A 17,594-nucleotide genomic window follows, 5' to 3' on the forward strand; every position below is an offset into this window, starting at 1 on the left:
GGCGGACGATGGTTAAAGCGCGTTGTTCTCACTACAAAGTCTAGGCCCCATGCCAGAACCCGGGAATAAATCTGCCCACTGGATGCCGCCAGAATGTGATCAAAAATCAGTCGATCCAGCCTCAACTAGACTATAAGCAGGGCTACAGAAAGGCTCGTTGACGGACGGCTCTCCCGGAGGGTCAAGTGAACAGTCGCTGGTGTGTCTTCGCGCTGCTGCTGGGTTTGAGCGGGCCGGTGTCGGCGGCCGACGCGGTGATTATTTTCAATCCCAATGCCATCGGGGCATGGCTGATCATGCTGGGGATCGCCTTTTTGCTGGCCGAGGCGATGCTGCCCAGCTATGGCGTGATCGGACTGGGGGGCATCCTCACGTTCGTGGTCGGCTCAGTGATCCTGATGAACGCCGACCGCCCGGGCTTCAGTCCGCCCGCCCCGCTGCTGATCGGCCTGGCGCTGGTCAGCACCGTGCTGTTGATCGCACTACTGATCCACGCATTGAGAACCCGACCGAAACACGCCGTCAGCGGTGATGCCGGGTTGCTGGGCAGCGTAACGCCCATCACCTCGATCCAGGCCGACAACGCCTGTCGCGGCTGGGTGCACTTGCAGGGCGAACAGTGGCAGGTGCTCAGCACGACACCGTTGCAATCCGGCCAACCGGTGCGGGTGGTGGCGCGCAGAGGTCTGATGCTGGAAGTGGCCGCGGCTGACGCGGCGCCGCAAGGAGAATGATCATGGGCCTGCAGTTGGGTTTTGCCGCGCTGTTGCTGTTGGTGATTGCACTGGCATCATCGACCTTTCGCATCCTGCGCGAATACGAACGCGCGGTGGTGTTCCAGCTCGGGCGCTTCTGGCAGGTCAAGGGCCCGGGGCTGATCCTGTTGATTCCGGTGGTGCAGCAAATGGTGCGGGTCGATCTGCGCACCGTGGTGCTGGATGTGCCGCCGCAAGACGTGATCACCCGTGACAACGTCTCGGTGAAGGTCAACGCGGTGCTGTACTTCCGCGTGCTCGACCCGCAAAAGGCGATCATCCAGGTCGAGAGCTTTCTCATGGCCACCAGCCAACTGGCGCAAACCACACTGCGCGCCGTGCTGGGTAAACATGAGCTGGACGAACTGCTGGCCGAGCGCGAACGGCTGAACATCGACATTCAGCAGGTACTGGATGCACAAACCGACGCCTGGGGTATCAAGGTGGCGAACGTCGAGATCAAGCATGTCGACCTCAATGAATCGATGATCCGCGCCATCGCCCGCCAGGCCGAAGCCGAACGGGAACGGCGGGCCAAGGTGATCCACGCCGAAGGCGAATTGCAGGCCTCGGAAAAACTCATGCAGGCTGCCGAAATGCTCGGTCGCCAGCCGGGCGCCATGCAATTGCGCTACATGCAGACCCTGAGTTCGATTGCCGGGGACAAGAGCTCGACCATTGTCTTTCCGCTCCCCATCGAACTGCTCAAGGGCATGGCCGATTTATCGCCGAAGGGCTGAGGGGCTTCACTCATCGACCGCGCCATTGTTCCAATGCCTCGTAAGGCGCCCGCGCCCAACATTCCACGCGCTCTCTGAGCAGCTGCGAGGCTTCATGTTGCTTGCCTGCACCGTCGGCCACGAACCTCTCGGTCGGTTGTTTTGCGTGCTGGTTCACGTTGCTGAATACCTGGACCCGCTGCTCGGCGTTCAGCGCAAAGAACTCAGCCAAACGTCCGTCCATAGCCCCCGGTAACTCACTGTAATTCACGGCCAACCCGGCAAACTCGCGGCAGTGCTCAACCGCCCATTGCAATAACCGACCCAAGCGCCGAGCGATGAAGTCTTCTGGCCCGGCGAACGGCACGCCATCGTCCAATGCACTGGCACCGATCAGCCCCGGCACCATATGCATGCCCGGGCGACGCAGGTGGGAGACGGCGATTTCCAGCGGGTCGCGGTACACAAACAACCAGGGCGTGTCGGGAAAACATTCGCGTACCAACGCCAGTTCTGCGATGTTCCAGGCATCCAGTTTGATCACCAACCGTTGTTCCACACCCCGGCGTGGCTGGCCGTAGGCTGAAAGCAACCCGCGAATGGCCGCGCTGCGCTCTGCTGGCGGCAGTGTGCTGCGCAGCAGGGTATCCAGTGGTGGTGGTTCAGAAACGACGAGGTGATTGTCCAGTTGCGCAAGCATCTGGCTGATCAGTGTCGAGCCGCAGCGTGAGGCGTGAAAAATCAACGCACTCGGCGCCAAGCCTGGACTCATCACCTGCCAATCGCTCAGGACCCTGAGGGGTGTTTGCCGCCGGAAGGCCTGATTGAACGGCAGACGCAGCGCCTCTTCCACCGCATCGCAAAAAAACGCTTGATGCAGCGCCTGATCACCGAACCAGCACCAGTCCACCTGCCACTCCCCTGCCGGTTGCCAGATGCGAATCGGCAACCAGCCATCGAGGTTCAGGCGCTCCATTGTTCGCTCCATAGACGACGACCATGACGCATCGCGGCCTGCAGCTCTTCACGGGAAAGCGCCAGGCCACGCTCGGCGTCGGCGAACACGGCAATGCCATCGCGCTCGGCACGCACTTCACTGCGCTTGAGCAGCTCGCGAGCGTAGTTGCGTTCGGCACGTTTCTGTTCGACCCGTGCGGCGAGCAAATCAATTTTCGAGCTCGACTCGGCATCGGCAAAAACCCGCTGGGCGTTGGCCTTGAGTTCAGCTTCGGCCACGCCCAGGGCACGTTCGGCCACATCGGCCTGAGCCTTGAGGGTGGTGCCTTCGAAACGCAGCAACAGGTCGCCGGCCTTCACCGGCTGGTTGGGTTTGACCAGAAACTCGGCAATCACCCCGTCCAGCGGCGCCGTCACGACACGACCGCCCAGTGGCACGACCTCGGCGGGAGCCAGCACCGACTGGCGCACCGGTATCAGCAACCCCAATAGCAGCAACGCCACCAAGGCAGCCTGGCGCTTGCGGGTCCAGCGCAGGCGCCACGGCGTACGCGGCTGCAGCGCCAGCCAGGCATGGCTATAGGTGTCGCTCAGTTGCGACAACAGCACCTGTTCGGACGGGCTCCATGTGCTATCGCGGGCCAGCCACAAGCCACCGAACACCCGCCCCTGACGCTCGACCAGTGGCAGCCAGAACACCTGCGCGGCAGAAAGGCTCTGCCAGTCGGCCTGAACCGAGCCACTCAATGAGGTCGCCGGGACTGTCCACGCCTGCTGCAACAGATCGAGCTTGAACAACTGCTCCACCGCCTGCTCAACGAATGCCACAAACGGCGCATTCGGCTCGACGGTACTGACGCCCGTCACGGCCCGGACCTTGCCGGCGATCACCAGTGCGGCATGGCGAAAACCAAACAGGGCCTGGCCATCGTTGACCAGGCTGTACGCCAGTTGTTCGGTGTTTTGCGCCTGGCGAGTCTGACGCTCCAGCTCAAGGAACCGTGCAAAGACCTGCTCGGCGCCACCACCGGCCGGTGCGTTCACTTGAGCTCCACGAAGCGGGCCGTGCCGCTCATGCCGGCGAGCAAGCCGTTGGCATTGGGCAGTGTTGCGACCAGCAACAGCGTTTGGCTGCCCTCATCGATCCGCGCCCCCAGGCGCTTGACCGTGGCATCGAGAGGCTGACCGGTTTCATCGGGCGTGAAGTGGAAGGTCTGTCCAGGCTTGAGCCTGCCCATCCAGCGCGAGGGCACCAGCAAGTGGATTTCCAGGCTGCGGTTATCGACGATATCCAGCAATGGCGTACCAGCGGCCACGCTTTCATAGCGCTGGACCTTACGCTCGACCACCTGGCCATCAAATGGCGCAACCACGGCACAACGCTTGACCTGAATCTGATACACCTGAGATTGCGCCTGAGTCTCGCTGAGCCTGGCCTGGGTCCGCGCCACTTCGAAACGTCCGACCGAGTTCAACGCGGCCAGCTGCTTGTTGTGAGCCAACTCTTCGCCGGCACCCCGGCTGGCGGCCTGTGCGGCATTGAGCTGGGCCTGGAAGGCGGTGCAGTCGAAACGCGCCAGGGTGTCGCCCTTCTTGAAGGTTTCGCCTTCACTGAATGGCAATTCGACAATTCTGCCGGGCAACTCACTGGCCAGTACTGCTTGATCGCGGGCCCGCAATACACCACGGGCCTCACTGCCGGTCGCGGCGGGAGCGACGGACATCGGGTTATCCAACAACGAATCATCCGGTTCGGGCGTTTGCGCCTGAGCCATGCACGTCACAACAGTCAATCCGAAGACCCAACCACTCAAACGTCGCATAGCCGTAACTCCCTGGCGGATGAACGGAGTCTACGACAGCCCCGACAAGCGTCAAGCAATTAGCCATCACCGTCACAAAACACAGGCGCCCTCGATGGATTGACAATCAACCCGGCACTCAGCGCAGTGCCAGATCACCGGCCAGCGGATACACCGACTCCCAGCCGCCCCCCAGCGCCTTGTACAACCCGACCATCGCCAGCGACACATCGGTCGCGCTTTGCACCCACTGCTCCTGGGTCGCCAGCAGTTCGCCCTGCACGGTCAGGACGTTGACGAAGTCGACCACGCCTTCGACGTATTGCCGTTGTGCCGTGCGCAGGGCGATCTGGTTCTGGCGCACGGCTTCGGCGAGGCTGTCGCGGCGCAGTTGACTGGTGTTGTAGCTCGTCAACTGGTCATCGATTTCATGCCAGGCGCGCAACACGGTTTGTTGGTAACCCAGCGCCGCCTCCAACTGTTGCGCCTCACGCAACTGGAGCACGCCGCGCAAGCGTCCGCCATCGAACAGCGGCAAGCTGAGCTGCGGGCCAATACCAAACTGGCGCGACCCCCAGGAGCCCAGATCACTCAGCTGCATGGCCTGCGAGCCAAAGTTGCCGGACAGCGTGATACGCGGATAAAAATCCCCCTTGGCCACGCCGATGCTGGCGGTGGCGGCGTGCAAACGAGCCTCGGCCTGACGAATATCCGGGCGGCGCTCGGCCAGTTGCGAGGGCAAGCCGATCGCAACCTGGCGCGGCGTCTGCGGCACCGGGACGTCTTTCGACAGTTCGGCCTGCAACGCTTGCGGTCGTTCACCCATCAACAGGCTCAAGGCGTTGATCAACTGCGCCTGGCGCTGCTGCAATGCCGGCAGCCGCGCTTCGATGGCGGCAACCTGGGCGGCCGCCTCGGCGACGTCCAGATCGGTGGCCACGCCATCCGCCAGGCGCAGTTGCGACAATTTCAGGCTATGCCGGGCAACCTCGAGGTTTTGCTCGGTGACGCCGCGCGTGCTCTGGACACCACGCAGCTGAATGTAATCCTGAGCCGTTTCCGCCAATACCGAGAGCAGCACGCCACGGCGATCATTTTCCGCCACTTCCAACGTGGCATCGGCGGCTTCGGTTTCACGCCGTACGCGCCCCCATAAGTCCAGCTCCCAAGCGGCTGAAAAGCCCGCCTCCCAGAGGTTGAATGCCGAATGACCATTGTGGCCGGACGGGTCGCTCAGGCCTTCGGCACTGTTGCGCTTACGCCCGTAACCGCCCGTTGCCGCGGTGGTCGGGTACTGTGAGGCGGTGATCACCTGACGGGCCGCGCGGCTTTGTTGCAGGCGGCTGCTGGCCAGTTGCAGGTCGAGGTTGTCGGTCAATGCACGGCGGCTGAGGGCCGACAGTTGCCGGTCGTTGAAAACGTCCCACCAGCGCTCATCTATCTCGGCGGTCACTGCCTGGCTGGCAGCGACCTTTTCCGGTTTCGACCATTGACTGACTTGAGGCGCGTGCGGTCGGACGAAGTCCGGGCCGACGGTGCAGGCCGTCAGCGGGAACAGGCCCAACGCAATCAGCATTGAGTAGCCAAGGCCTTTGTGGCGAGGGCGCTTGCTCCCGCTCGAGTGCGAAGCACTCGCGAACAAGTGATCGCGATCGATCAAGGCAACCGTATTGGCAGGTTTGGGGTCCGCTTCGCGGCCCAGCGCGAGCACGCTCCCTCGCCACAGAAATGTACGTTGATCGGCGCTCATCGCTGTGTCACCTCGCGCACACTCGTCGCCGGGCTGACGGTCTCGATACTCGCTTCCACCGACATCCCCACTCGCAAGCGTTCGGCCAGGGGTTGGCCTGGATCGAGCACAATCTTCACCGGAATGCGCTGCACGACTTTGGTGAAGTTGCCGGTGGCATTGTCCGGTTTCACCGAAGCGAAGGTCACGCCGGTGGCTGGCGCAATGCTCTGCACCCGACCGGTCAGCGCTTCCCCGTCGAGGCTGTCGACGTGCACGATCACGCCTTGCCCCGGCTGCACGTCAGTCAACTGGGTTTCCTGAAAATTGCCGACCACATACGCCTGCGCCAGCGGCACCACGGCGAGGATCTTGCTGCCCGGCGTGACGTAGGCACCGACCCGCACCGCGCGCTCGCCCACCATGCCGTCGACCGGCGCCACGATACGTGTATAGGACAGCTCGAAACTGGCCATCTCCAGCGCCGCCTGGGCGCGTTTCAATCCACCTTCAGCGGCGTCACGCTGGGCGCTGAGAATCTCGACCTGCTTGCGTTCAGCCGCCAACGAGGCGGTGGCGTTGGCCAATGAGGCACTGGCCTGGTCGATGCGGGTACGCGCCTGCTGAGCATTCTGCACCGTGCCGGCCCCCACTCCGGCGAGGTGGTTGTAACGGTTCAGTTCATGTTCGGCGAACGCCATTTGCGCTTCGGCAGCCACCACCGAGGCTTGCGCCTGAGCGATCACTGACACCTGACGTTCGAGCGTCGCCCGGGCGTTTTGCAGTTGCGCCTTGGCAACCAGGGTTTCAGCATCGGCGGCTTGTGCGGCGGCGCGTAGATCCCGGTCATCGATCAACGCCAGCAACTGCCCGGCCTTGACCTGCTGATTGTCTTCAACCAGCACCTCCTTGATAAACCCGGCCACACGCGGCGCGACCAGGGTGAAGTCGGCGACGACAAACGCATCGTTGGTGCTTTGCTGCGGCTTCTTGCCAAACACACCTGGCGCCAGCAGATAAACCAGCACACCAACCGCCAGTATCGCGACCGCGGCGCCGGTGAGTTTTTTCTTGGGTGACATCGTCATAAAAACCTTCTGTTTCAGTAAGCGTTCATGTCGCCGCACGCGGTGGATACATCCGCGTCGGAAGCCAGAAAATCAGCAGGATCAGCGCCAGCGCGACCCCGGCCATGCACAGGTACAAATCCGACGAGGTCAGCACCAGCGCTTGCTGGTGCACGCGATGAGCGAGGCTCGCACTGTCGCTGCCGGCCAAGGGTGAGTTGCCGAGACTGTCGACCAGCATCGTTGAATGAAAATGCAGACGCGCCGTGGTCAGGGCCTCCAGCACGCCGGTAGCAATCACTGCCGAGAGGCCTTTGACGGTGTTGAACCAGGCCGAGGCGAAGGGGCCTTCCAGCGGGCTGATGCTGCCGGTTGCCAGCATCAGCAGCGGCAGCACCGACATCGGCTGGCCGAAAATCTGCAGCAGTTGCAGCACATAGAAGTCATCGCGAATCCACACCGAGGTCAGCTGTGAACCACCGATGCAGGACAGCGCCAGCATGCTCAAGCCAATGCCCAGCACCCAGCGACAATCGACCCAGCGCAGGTTGCACAGCGCCGCCACCAGCGGCAGGGCAATCAGTTGCGGGGCGGCCATCAGCAACATCACCGGGGCGGTCTGGATGGGGCGATAGCCCTGGACCTGCGCCAGGTAGCTCGACGGAATGATGATCACCGCCAACAACACCACCAGCACCCCGGCCAGGGTCAGCAAGGCGAATGTCAGGTTGCGGATACCGAGCATCTGCAATTTGAAAAACGGCACCGGCTGCGACCATTCATTGATCAAGAACAGCACCAGCAACGCCAGGCCACCGCCGAGCAGCCAACAGATCAAGGTCGATTCGAACCAATCCAGTCGATTGCCCTGCAAAACACCGATCACCAGCATGCAGATCGCCGGAAACCCCAGCAGCAGGCCGCGCCAGTTGAACTGCTTTAGGCGCTCCAGACGCAGCGGGTCCTGGGGCAAACCGTAGGCTACCGCCGCCATGGCCAGCAGGCTGGGCACGATGATCTGCCAGAAGGTCCAGTGCCAGCTCACGTACTCGGTCCACAAGCCGGCCAAGGGGGTGCCCAGCCCCGGACCGAAGGTGGCGGTCAGGGCGTACCCGGCCAGGCCGTAGAGTTTCACGTTGGCCGGCAAGAACCGCAGGGCCACGGTCATCAGCATCGGCGGCAACGCACCGCCGGCCAGGCCTTGCAGCGTGCGCATCAACAGCAGGCTTTCATAGGTCGGCGCGAACGGAATCAACACACCCAACAGGGTGAACAGGCCAATGGCACACAGGGTGAAACGACGCAGGGAAAAGGTGACTGAACACCAGGGCGCAAACGCCATGGCCGCGACGGAGGTGGCGGTGTAACTGGCGACCAGCCAGGTGCCTTCGTCGTAACCAATGGCCATGGCGCCCCGGATATCGGCCAGGGCGACCTTGGTCACCATCTCGTTCAAACCCGACACCAGCACGGCCAGCAGCACCCCCAGCAGACCGATGATAATGCGTGGACCGAAGGCCGGCGGGGCGGCAACCACAGGTTTGCTGGCCGCCTCGAGCGTCGCGGGGACAGCGAGGGAAGTCATGTGCAGTGAAACTCCGGTTTGCAGAAATACCGGAGCAGTTTATGAAGGCGTACAGCTGACGAAAACTGACTTATTGGCAGGTTATAAGTGCGCTAGACGCACGATTTTAAATACCCCTCGCCACAAAAACAGTCTGTTGCCCTCAGGTCGGCTGCGCCGCGCGCCAGGTTTCATCACAACTGGCCTTCAGGGTTTCGCGCAACCAGCGGTGCGCCGGATCCTTGTCGTAACGCGGGTGCCAGGCCTGGGTCAGCATCAGGGTGGGCAGCGGAATCGGCAAGGTAAAGGAACACAGGCGCAACCCCAGGCGCGCGACGCTGTGCAGGGCTTCCTTGGGCACGGGCAGAATCAGGTCGGAGTCCGGCAGCACGAACATCGCCGCATGAAAGCTGGGGGCAATCAACGCCACCCGCCGCTCCAGTCCCAGGGCATTGAGGGCCGTGTCGATCGGCCCCCGGGCGATGCCACGACGGGACATCGCAATGTGGGAAAAGCCGGCATAGCGCTCAGCGGTGATTTCACCTTCAAGCAGGGGATGCCCTTCGCGCACCAGCCCGACAAAATGCGTGGTGAATAGGTTCTGGATCTTCACTTCCGGGGTGCGCGGACGTGTGTTGCTGATCATCAGGTCGATCCGCCCTTCGCGCAGCGCCTCATCGTCGCCATCGCCCTCGGGCACAAAACGCAACTCGCAGTTTGGCGCCTGGCGATTGAGGGTATCGATCAGACGACCGCCGTATACGCCGACGAAAAAGTCATTGGCACGCACGTTGAAACGGCGCCGCAAGGTGCGTAGATCGACTTCGTCCGCCGAACGGAACAGCAGCGCCGCTTGCTCCACCAGTTCGCGTACCTGGGCGCGCAATTCCAGCGCCTTGGGGGTTGGCACCAGTCCACGACCGGCACGCACCAGTATCGGATCACCCAGTGCCTCGCGCACTCGGGTCAGGGTCCGACTCATGGCCGCCGGGCTCAGGTTCATCCGTCGCGCAGCACCCACCACACTGCCCTCGTCGAGCAGGGCGTCGAGGGCGACCAACAGGTTCATGTCCGGTAATTGCATACTGCGCACTCGTGGCTAATCAGAATTGAGTCAGACGCAATGCTAGCAGTGTTTTTTACTCCGGCAGCCAGAGCGCGTGTTTCACGCTTTTTGGCAGCAGTACGCCGTACATCTCCGTTGGCGCGCCTTTACAGCGTCTAACGACTTCCGGCAGTGCACTGATCAGTTCATGGTTCAGTTGTGCGCCGTCCTCGGAATTACGCTCACCGGTAAACACCTGCATCAGCAGCGCCGCACTGGTCATGGCGAACGTCGACAGGCTGCTCAAGGGTCTGTCGGGATACTGGCTGCGGTACTTCACAACCTCATCATTCAATGCGCTGCAACGCTGGGAGAGCATGGCCTCAATGGCACTTACAGCCGCCGTGTACGCCGTGCTGCGGTCCGGTGTAAAGACCATGGTGTTCTGGGCATCGACCACCGCCGGCGAATCCGCTGTCACCGTCCAGGGCTGGAAACGCCATTGCTCGGCAGCCACCTTCGCCGCCACACCGAACGCTTCGCGACTGGCTCTCAGCACTTTCACATCACTGACCGAGCCGTCGTTATGAATATTCAGGCTGACCCGCACCTTGCCCGCCTCATTGACCAGTTCCGGTGGGTACTTGGGCTTGGGCATGTGCGCCCCAACGGCGGCGGGTGGGAATGCCGCAAACACATTGAAAGAGCACAGCAACGCGGTGCTCAGCAGTAGAAGACGCATGGGAAAGTCCTTTTATAAGCGCCAGTAATGGCCTTGTAGAGCTCACTTCCTGTGTCCCTATCAAGGGTGTCATCGCGGACAAGCCTCGCCCCTCTTGGTGCTCTGCGTCGCTCACACTAGGGCGATTGCGCGCAGACCTTCTGCAGGTGCGAGACTTGCCCGAGATGGGGTGATCAGCCCCACCGTCGACTACCGCTCGTGCAACGCCTCCGCCCGCGCCTTGATGATCGGCTTGAGCAGGTAGCTGAGGATGGTTTTCTTGCCGGTGATGATGTCCACCGAGGCCACCATGCCGGGGATGATCAGCAGGGGCTTTTCATCGGTGCCCAGGTGGCTGCGGTCGGTGCGCAGGGTGATCATGTAGTAGGTGGTTTTCTTGTCTTCGTCGGTGATGGTGTCGGCGCCGATCTGTTCCAGCTTGGCTTTCAGCCCGCCATAGACGGTGTAGTCATAGGCGGTGAACTTGACGATGGCTTCCTGGCCAGGGTGCAGGAAGGCGATGTCTTGCGGACGGATCTTCGCCTCCACCAGCAGGGTATCGTCCAGCGGGACGATCTCGACCATGTCGCTGCCCGGCTGGATCACGCCACCGATGGTATTGACCAGCAACTGCTTGACGATACCCCGCACCGGCGAGGTCACCAGGGTACGGCTGACCCGGTCTTCCAGTGCCTTGCCGGTCGCCTGGGCCTTGTTCAGGTCGGTGCGTGCTTCATTAAGCTGGGTCAACGCTTCACTGCGGAACTTGCCGCGAGTCTCATCGATCTTGCGCTGCACTTCCTTGATCGCCGACTCGGCACGAGGGATGGCCAGGGTCGTGGCGTCCAGTTGGCCACGGGTTTCGACTTCCGCGCGCTTGAGTCGCAACACCTCCACGGGAGACACCGCCCCCTGAGCCACCAGCGGCTCGGACATGTTGATTTCCTGGCGCTGCAAGCCCAAGGCCTGGCGGTACTGCGCCTGCTTGGAGGTGAACTCGCGCAGTTCTTGCTGGCGCTGGATCAGTTGTTCCTGCAACCCGCCGATTTCGTCATGCAATTGCTGGCGACGGCTGATGTACAAGGACTCTTCGCTGGCCGCCTGGACAGGCACGGCTTTCATCACGTCATCCGGGAACGCCAACGGGCGGTCGTCGACTTCCGCGCTCAAACGCTCCACGCGCAGCAGCATGGACAGGCGGTCGGCTTCGGTTTCGCCGACGTTGGATACAAATCGCGTGTCGTCCAGGCGAATCAACGGCGCGCCGGCCTCGACGATCTGCCCTTCGCGCACGAAGAGTTCGGCGACGATGCCCCCTTCAAGATTCTGTATTTTTTGCAGCTTGGACGATGGGATCGCCTTGCCGTCGCCTTTGGTGACCTCATCGATCACCGCAAAGTTGGCCCACAGCAGCAGGAACAGGAAAAAACCGATAATGGCCCAGATGGTCAGTCGCACCACCCGTGGGGCGTCTTCGATCAACGCTTTGTTGACCTCGGGCAGGGGCTGGCCGTGCAGCGAATCGGTACCCTTGAAGTAACGACGGATCGAGTCTTTCATCCCGGACTTAAGCAACACTGATCTGCCCCTTCTTCAACGCTTCCATCACCACGGCTTTTGGCCCATCGGCCAGAATTTGCCCTCTGTCGATCACCAGCAACCGATCGACCAGCGACAGCAACGATGCCCGGTGCGTGACCAGCACCACGGTCTTGTTCTCGACCACGGCTTGCAGGCGTTGCTTCAAGCGCTCTTCACCGGTGTTGTCCATGGCGCTGGTCGGCTCATCGAGCAGCAGGATGGGAGGATTGAGCAGCAGTGCACGGGCCAGGGCGACGTTCTGCCGCTGACCGCCCGAGAGGTTTTGCCCGCGCTCGCCGACTTGCAGCTCGTAACCCTGGGGGTGCAACCGGGCAAATTCGTGCACGCCCGCCAGTTCAGCCGCCTGCAGCACGAGCTCGTCTTCCATGTAGCGCGCACCGGACACTAGGTTGTCGCGCAACGTACCGGCGAGCAATTGAATGTCCTGAGGCACATAACCGATGTTGTGGCGCAACTCGCTGACATCGATCTGGCGGATGTCGACACCGTCTACCAGCAACGCGCCGTCATCGGGCTGATAGAGCCCGACCAGCAGCTTGGCCAACGAGCTCTTGCCCGAGCCACTGCGGCCGATGATGCCGATCTTCTCGCCCGGCTTGATCACCAGGTTGATGTTCTTGAGTGCCGGGTTCTGTTGGTCCGGGTAGGTGAAGTTCAGCTGACGGCACTCGATGCCGCCTTGCAGCACCCGGCGACTGAGCGGGCGCTCTTCGAAATTGCGCTCTTGCGGCAGCTCCATCATCTGGTCGACCGACGTCATGGTGACCCGCGCCTGCTGGTAACGGGTCAGCAGACCGGACAGCGACGCCAGCGGGCTCAGTGCCCGGCCGCTGAGCATGTAGCACGCGATCAGGCCACCCATACTGAGGTTGCCGGCAATGATCTGGTACACACCGAAGACGATCATGATCACCCCCGCCAGTTGCTGGATCAGCAGGGTGATGTTCATCGACAGGCCAGAGAGCATTTTGACCCGCAGCTCGAGGCGGCTGAGGGTGCCAATGGTCTGTTCCCACTGGTATTGCCGTTCGCTCTCGGCGTTGTTGACCTTGACCGCATCCAGCCCGGCAAGGGTTTCGATCAGGCTCGACTGGCGCTCGGCCCCCAGCGCCATGGTGCGCTCCATGGTCGCCACCAAGGGTTTTTGCAGGTAATAGCCGATCAGTAAAGCAAGCGGGAACGCCAGCATCGGGATCCACACCAGATGCCCGCCCAGCAGGGCGATCACCAGGAAAATCAGCAAGGTGAACGGCAGGTCGATCAGGCTGGTGAGCGTCAGCGACGCCAGGAAATCGCGCAGGCTCTGGAACTCGTGGATGTTCTGGGCAAAGCTGCCGACCCGCGCGGGGCGGTACTTCATGGCCATGCCGACAATCCGCTCGAACAGCGTGGCGGAGATGATCAGGTCGGTCTTTTTACCGGCCAGGTCCAGGCACAGGCTGCGCAGGCTCTTGAGAATCAGGTCGAACAGGTAGGCGCCGGTGATACCGATGGCCAGCACCCACAGGGTAGCCTCAGCCTGGTTGGGTACGACGCGGTCGTAGACGTTCATCACGAACAGCGGCGCGGCCATGGCGATGATGTTGATCAGGAAACTGGCAGCGATGGCGTCGGCATACAGCCAACGCGAGCGCTTGAGGGTGTCACGGAACCAGGAACGCGCACGCGGGATCAGCGTGCCGTGGTTCACGTCGAATTTATGTTGAGGCTGGGCGAAGAAGGCTTGCCCGATGTAGTCGTCTTCCAGCAGCTCACGGCTGACCTGGACTTCACCGCCATCGCTTTCGCTGAGCAGCAGGCGCGCCTGGTCACCTTGCCACCCCAGCAGCACGGCACTGCGGTCGTCCTTGAGCAGTAACAGCGCCGGCAGAGCAATCGTCGGGATCTTGTCCAGCTTGCGTTGCAGCACCCGCCCCTGCAGACCGGCGCGAGCCGCCGCCCGTGGCAGCAACTCGACGCTCAGGCGCTGCTTGGGCAATGGCAGACCGGTGGTCAGCATGGCCGCGCTGGCAGGTTTCTGGTGCAACATGCAGAGCGCCAATAATCCGTCTAGCAACGGATCGTCGTGCACCGCGCGTGGATCATGATTGAGATGAACTCGACTGGCTTCTGATTCCACGCTCGATACTCTTGGCTATCAATTGAACATTAAATAAAGCTCAATTCATGCCAGGTAGCTGGACCTGGGGCTTCACGTCGTTCTGCACGACGGACGCCATCGGTGCGACCACTCCCTGGCTCTTGAGCAACTCGCCCATGGTCGCCTTGATTCGATACTGAGTAAATAACTGAATGTTTTTGATTTCGGCCAAACGGCGCGAAGCGTTGAACAATTCGTTCTCACTGTCGAGCAAGTCGAGCAAGGTCCGCTCGCCGAGGCTGAACTGTTGCTGGTAGGCCGAACGCACGCTGGTGCTGTAGTCCACGTACTTCTGGGCGATCGGCACTTGGGCGTTGGCGTTGTTCTGGGCGTTCCAGGCCAGGCCCAATTCTTCGTTCAGCACCCGCAGGGCATTGTTGCGGATATCCAGTGCCTGGTTGGACTGGTAGGCCTTGGACTCCAGGTCCGCCTTGTTGCTGCCACCGGCATACAGGTTGAAACGCATGCGCAGCATCGCCTGCCACTCGTTACTGTGGCCATTCTGGCCGTCAATGTCGTTGTCGGCGGAGCGCCCCAGTTCCGCATCGAAACGTGGGTAGAAGGTCGATTTAGCCGTGTCGTACTGCTTCTCGGCCGCCACGATGTCCGACTCGGCAGAGCGCAGGATCGGGCTGTTTTCCAGCATCTGCTGACGGGCTTCATTCAAGTCGGCTGGCAGCATCGCCATAAACGGCGCGGGACGCTCCAACTGGTCCGGCATCTGGCCCACGGCGCTCAGGTAGTTGACCTGGGCATCGGCCAGGTTGGTCTGTTCGGTGATCAGGTTGTTGCGCGCCTGGGCCAGACGGGCTTCTGCCTGGTCGCGGTCGGCGGTACGGCCTACACCGCGCTCGGTGCGCAGTCGGATCTGATCGAAGATGCGCTCGTGGTTACGCAGATTGTCCTCGGCCAGTTGCACGAACTCACGGCGGGTCAGTACGTCGAGGTACACCTGGGCCACGGTCAGCGCGGTGCGCTCGGAGGTCCCCAGCAGCGAGTAGGCGCGGGAGTTGACGGTGGCTTGTTGACGCCCGACTTCGCTGGACGTCGCAAAACCGTCAAAAACCATTTGTTGCAGGCGCAGACTCGACTCACCACGGTTCAACGTTTCCCAGTCATTGCTACCGGAGCCGGCACGCGTGGTGGTGTTGTCAGTCCCTTCACGACCATAACCACCGAGCAGATCGACCTTGGGCAGGTACCCACCCTGAGCCGCCTTGAGCTGGTAGTCGGCCGCCAGGCGGTTATTCACCCCTGCCTGGATTTCCGGGTGGACATCCAGTGCCTGTTGCATGGCTTGGGGCAGGGTTTGGGCTTGTGCAAAACTGGCGGCGAGGGCGAAAGGTAGAGCCTTGAACAGGTGCGAACGCATAAAAGAATTTCCCAGGACTTCTTGTCTCAGATCACAGCAGGTCGGGTGCTGTAACGGAAAATGGCAACCGGAATGTCCGTATGTCGGAAAGTTCAAAATCGGAACTGGATCACACGCTGGAGTACAGGTCGCCGCATAAATATCAATGTGACATTACTGGGACGATTGTTTAGGATGGCACCCAGAAGGTCAATAGTTTGGCATAAAGTTAATCGCGAAAAAACATAGCCAAATTATTGACGATTAAACGCGTCATTTGTACGTCTATTATTTTCAAAGTACGTCCAGACTGAAGTGGCATAAGCCCTTCAGGCCTATGGAAGCCTACTGAACGGAACACCGGAGAGTCCTCAATGAGCAGTGTTGTTGCCATCGTCAAAAGCATTGTCGGTCAAGTTTTTGCGGTGTCCCCTGAGGGCATCAGACGTGTATTGATCGAGGGCGATCGACTGTTCGTGGGCGATCAGCTGGATACCGGCCTGGCCGGTGCGGTGACCCTGGAGTTGGCTGACGGCCGCCTGCTGGACCTGGGCCGTGACACCCAATGGAGTGGCAGCGCACCGGATTCCAGCGCTGACCTGGCGCAAGCCACCGCGCAGGCCGCGCCGTCGGTGGAAGAACTGCAACAAGCGATCGTCGCGGGTGCCGACCCGACCACCGAACTCGAAGCCACCGCCGCCGGTCCGTCCGCTGCAGGCTCAGGTGGCGCGGCCGGTGGCGGCCACAGCTTCGTGATGCTCGACGAGACCGCAGGCCGCGTTGACCCGACCATCGGCTTCCCGACCGCGGGCATCGGCTCTGATGCCGCCGTTGTCGAGAACACCACCGGTGCCGAGAACAATAACGGCAACAACGCCCTGCGCGGCTCGACCCTGACGCTGAGCGCCACGCCGACCATCACCGAAGCCGGCGGCGTACTGGTCTACACCGCGAACGTGACCCAGGCGCCACTGAGCGACCTGACCATCACCCTGTCCAATGGCTCGATCATTGTCATTCCTGCCGGGCAGGTGAGCGGCAGCGTCAACGTGCCACTGGCACCGAACGACAGCGTCTACACCGACCCTTCGCAAATTACCGTGACCGTCACCGGCACCACGGGCGGTGGCGGCCTGGTGCTGACCGTCGACCCGACGCCTGCCGTCACCCAGGTCACCGACACCATTGATACCACCACGGTCACCCTGACCGCGTCGCCGACCATCACCGAAGGCGGCCAGATTACCTATACCGCGACCCTGACCAACCCGGCGCAAACCCCGGTCACCGTGACCCTGAGCAACGGCTCGGTCATCACCATCGAAGCCGGTAAAACCACGGGCACCGTGAACGTCGACACACCGATCAATGACGTCTACAACAACGGCAGCACGGTCACGACCACCATCACCGACGCTACCGGCGGCAACTTCGAAAACCTGGTGCCAAGCACCGCGCCTGCGGTTACCACCATCACCGATTCGGTGGATAACACCGGCCTGACCCTGACCGCCACCGACAGCATCACCGAAGGCGGCCAGATCACCTACACCGCGACCCTGACCAACCCGGCCGGCACGCCGATGACCGTGACCTTGAGCAATGGCTCGGTCATTACCATCGAAGCGGGCAAGACCACGGGCTCCGTGGTGGTCGACACCCCGGTCAACGATGTCTATGTGAATGGCAGCACCGTCAGCACCACCATCGCCGGTACGACAGGCGGCAACTTCGAAAATCTGGTGCCAAACACCGCGCCTGCGGTTACCACCATCACCGATTCGGTGGATAACACCGGCCTGACCCTGACCGCCACCGACAGCATCACCGAAGGCGGCCAGATCACCTACACCGCCACCCTGACCAACCCGGCCGGTACGCCGATGACCGTGACCTTGAGCAACGGCTCGGTCATTACCATCGAAGCGGGCAAGACCACGGGCTCCGTGGTGGTTGATACCCCGGCCAACGATGTTTATGTGAATGGCAGCACCGTCAGCACCACCATTGCCGGTACGACCGGTGGCAACTTCGAGAACCTGGTACCAAGCACCACGCCTGCCGTTACCACCATCAGCGACTCGGTGGATAACACCGACCTGACCCTGACGGCCACCGGCAGCATCACCGAAGGTGGCCAGA

The 17,594-nt window shown here is 61.8% G+C and carries 14 protein-coding genes; 3 read left to right on the top strand and 11 right to left on the bottom strand.

All coding sequences use genetic code 11. The features are described from left to right. The first annotated feature begins 185 nt into the window (after nucleotides 1–185). The gene (locus tag CKW29_RS24280; RefSeq protein ID WP_095082025.1) at nucleotides 186–734 is read left to right on the top strand and encodes an NfeD family protein; all 549 of its coding nucleotides are present in this window, start codon (nucleotides 186–188) and stop codon (nucleotides 732–734) included. Nucleotides 735–736: 2 nt separating this feature from the next. Further along, nucleotides 737–1,495, top strand: a complete 759-nt coding sequence (locus CKW29_RS24285; RefSeq protein ID WP_095147339.1) for a slipin family protein — start codon at nucleotides 737–739, stop codon at nucleotides 1,493–1,495. Nucleotides 1,496–1,505: 10 nt separating this feature from the next. On the opposite strand, the gene CKW29_RS24290 is transcribed toward CKW29_RS24285, so the two are convergent. From CKW29_RS24290 to CKW29_RS24340, 11 genes are all read right to left on the bottom strand, one after another. After that, entirely contained in the window at nucleotides 1,506–2,450 is a 945-nt protein-coding gene (locus tag CKW29_RS24290; protein ID WP_095147340.1) for a sulfotransferase family protein, read from the bottom strand. Next, nucleotides 2,438–3,475 carry a biotin/lipoyl-binding protein gene (locus CKW29_RS24295; protein ID WP_371850674.1) on the bottom strand — a complete coding sequence of 346 codons (1,038 nt, stop codon included), beginning with the start codon at nucleotides 3,473–3,475 and terminating at the stop codon, nucleotides 2,438–2,440. The genes CKW29_RS24290 and CKW29_RS24295 overlap by 13 nt, the downstream gene beginning before the upstream one ends. Beyond that, a complete protein-coding gene (locus tag CKW29_RS24300; RefSeq protein ID WP_095149261.1) occupies nucleotides 3,472–4,254 on the bottom strand; it encodes an efflux RND transporter periplasmic adaptor subunit in 783 nt (260 codons plus the stop codon). Before CKW29_RS24300 ends, CKW29_RS24295 begins: the two co-directional genes overlap by 4 nt. A gap of 118 nt (nucleotides 4,255–4,372) precedes the next feature. Further along, nucleotides 4,373–5,809 (bottom strand): efflux transporter outer membrane subunit, encoded by a 1,437-nt coding sequence (locus CKW29_RS24305; protein ID WP_095149265.1) that lies wholly within the window; start codon nucleotides 5,807–5,809, stop codon nucleotides 4,373–4,375. 170 nt (nucleotides 5,810–5,979) lie between these two features. Next, nucleotides 5,980–7,050: an HlyD family secretion protein gene (locus CKW29_RS24310; RefSeq protein ID WP_095149262.1), complete on the bottom strand. Its 1,071-nt coding sequence runs from the start codon at nucleotides 7,048–7,050 to the stop codon at nucleotides 5,980–5,982. Nucleotides 7,051–7,075: 25 nt separating this feature from the next. Continuing rightward, complete coding sequence (locus tag CKW29_RS24315; RefSeq protein ID WP_095147343.1) at nucleotides 7,076–8,614, bottom strand: MFS transporter; 1,539 nt, start codon at nucleotides 8,612–8,614, stop codon at nucleotides 7,076–7,078. Between the two features lie 142 nt (nucleotides 8,615–8,756). Continuing rightward, nucleotides 8,757–9,677: a LysR family transcriptional regulator gene (locus tag CKW29_RS24320; RefSeq protein ID WP_095147344.1), complete on the bottom strand. Its 921-nt coding sequence runs from the start codon at nucleotides 9,675–9,677 to the stop codon at nucleotides 8,757–8,759. 55 nt (nucleotides 9,678–9,732) lie between these two features. Beyond that, the gene (locus tag CKW29_RS24325; protein ID WP_095149263.1) at nucleotides 9,733–10,380 is read right to left on the bottom strand and encodes a TonB family protein; all 648 of its coding nucleotides are present in this window, start codon (nucleotides 10,378–10,380) and stop codon (nucleotides 9,733–9,735) included. Nucleotides 10,381–10,569: 189 nt separating this feature from the next. Further along, nucleotides 10,570–11,937: an HlyD family type I secretion periplasmic adaptor subunit gene (locus tag CKW29_RS24330; RefSeq protein ID WP_095147346.1), complete on the bottom strand. Its 1,368-nt coding sequence runs from the start codon at nucleotides 11,935–11,937 to the stop codon at nucleotides 10,570–10,572. Continuing rightward, entirely contained in the window at nucleotides 11,927–14,080 is a 2,154-nt protein-coding gene (locus CKW29_RS24335; RefSeq protein WP_095149264.1) for a type I secretion system permease/ATPase, read from the bottom strand. The genes CKW29_RS24330 and CKW29_RS24335 overlap by 11 nt, the downstream gene beginning before the upstream one ends. Nucleotides 14,081–14,120: 40 nt before the next feature. Beyond that, entirely contained in the window at nucleotides 14,121–15,473 is a 1,353-nt protein-coding gene (locus CKW29_RS24340; protein WP_095147347.1) for a TolC family outer membrane protein, read from the bottom strand. Between the two features lie 353 nt (nucleotides 15,474–15,826). On the opposite strand from CKW29_RS24340, the gene CKW29_RS24345 reads away from it, so the two are divergent. Continuing rightward, nucleotides 15,827–17,594: retention module-containing protein (locus tag CKW29_RS24345; protein ID WP_143496923.1), on the top strand; the 1,768-nt coding region annotated here is incomplete at its 3' end.

This window comes from Pseudomonas sp. Irchel s3a18, assembly GCF_900187535.1.
Lineage (GTDB): Bacteria > Pseudomonadota > Gammaproteobacteria > Pseudomonadales > Pseudomonadaceae > Aquipseudomonas.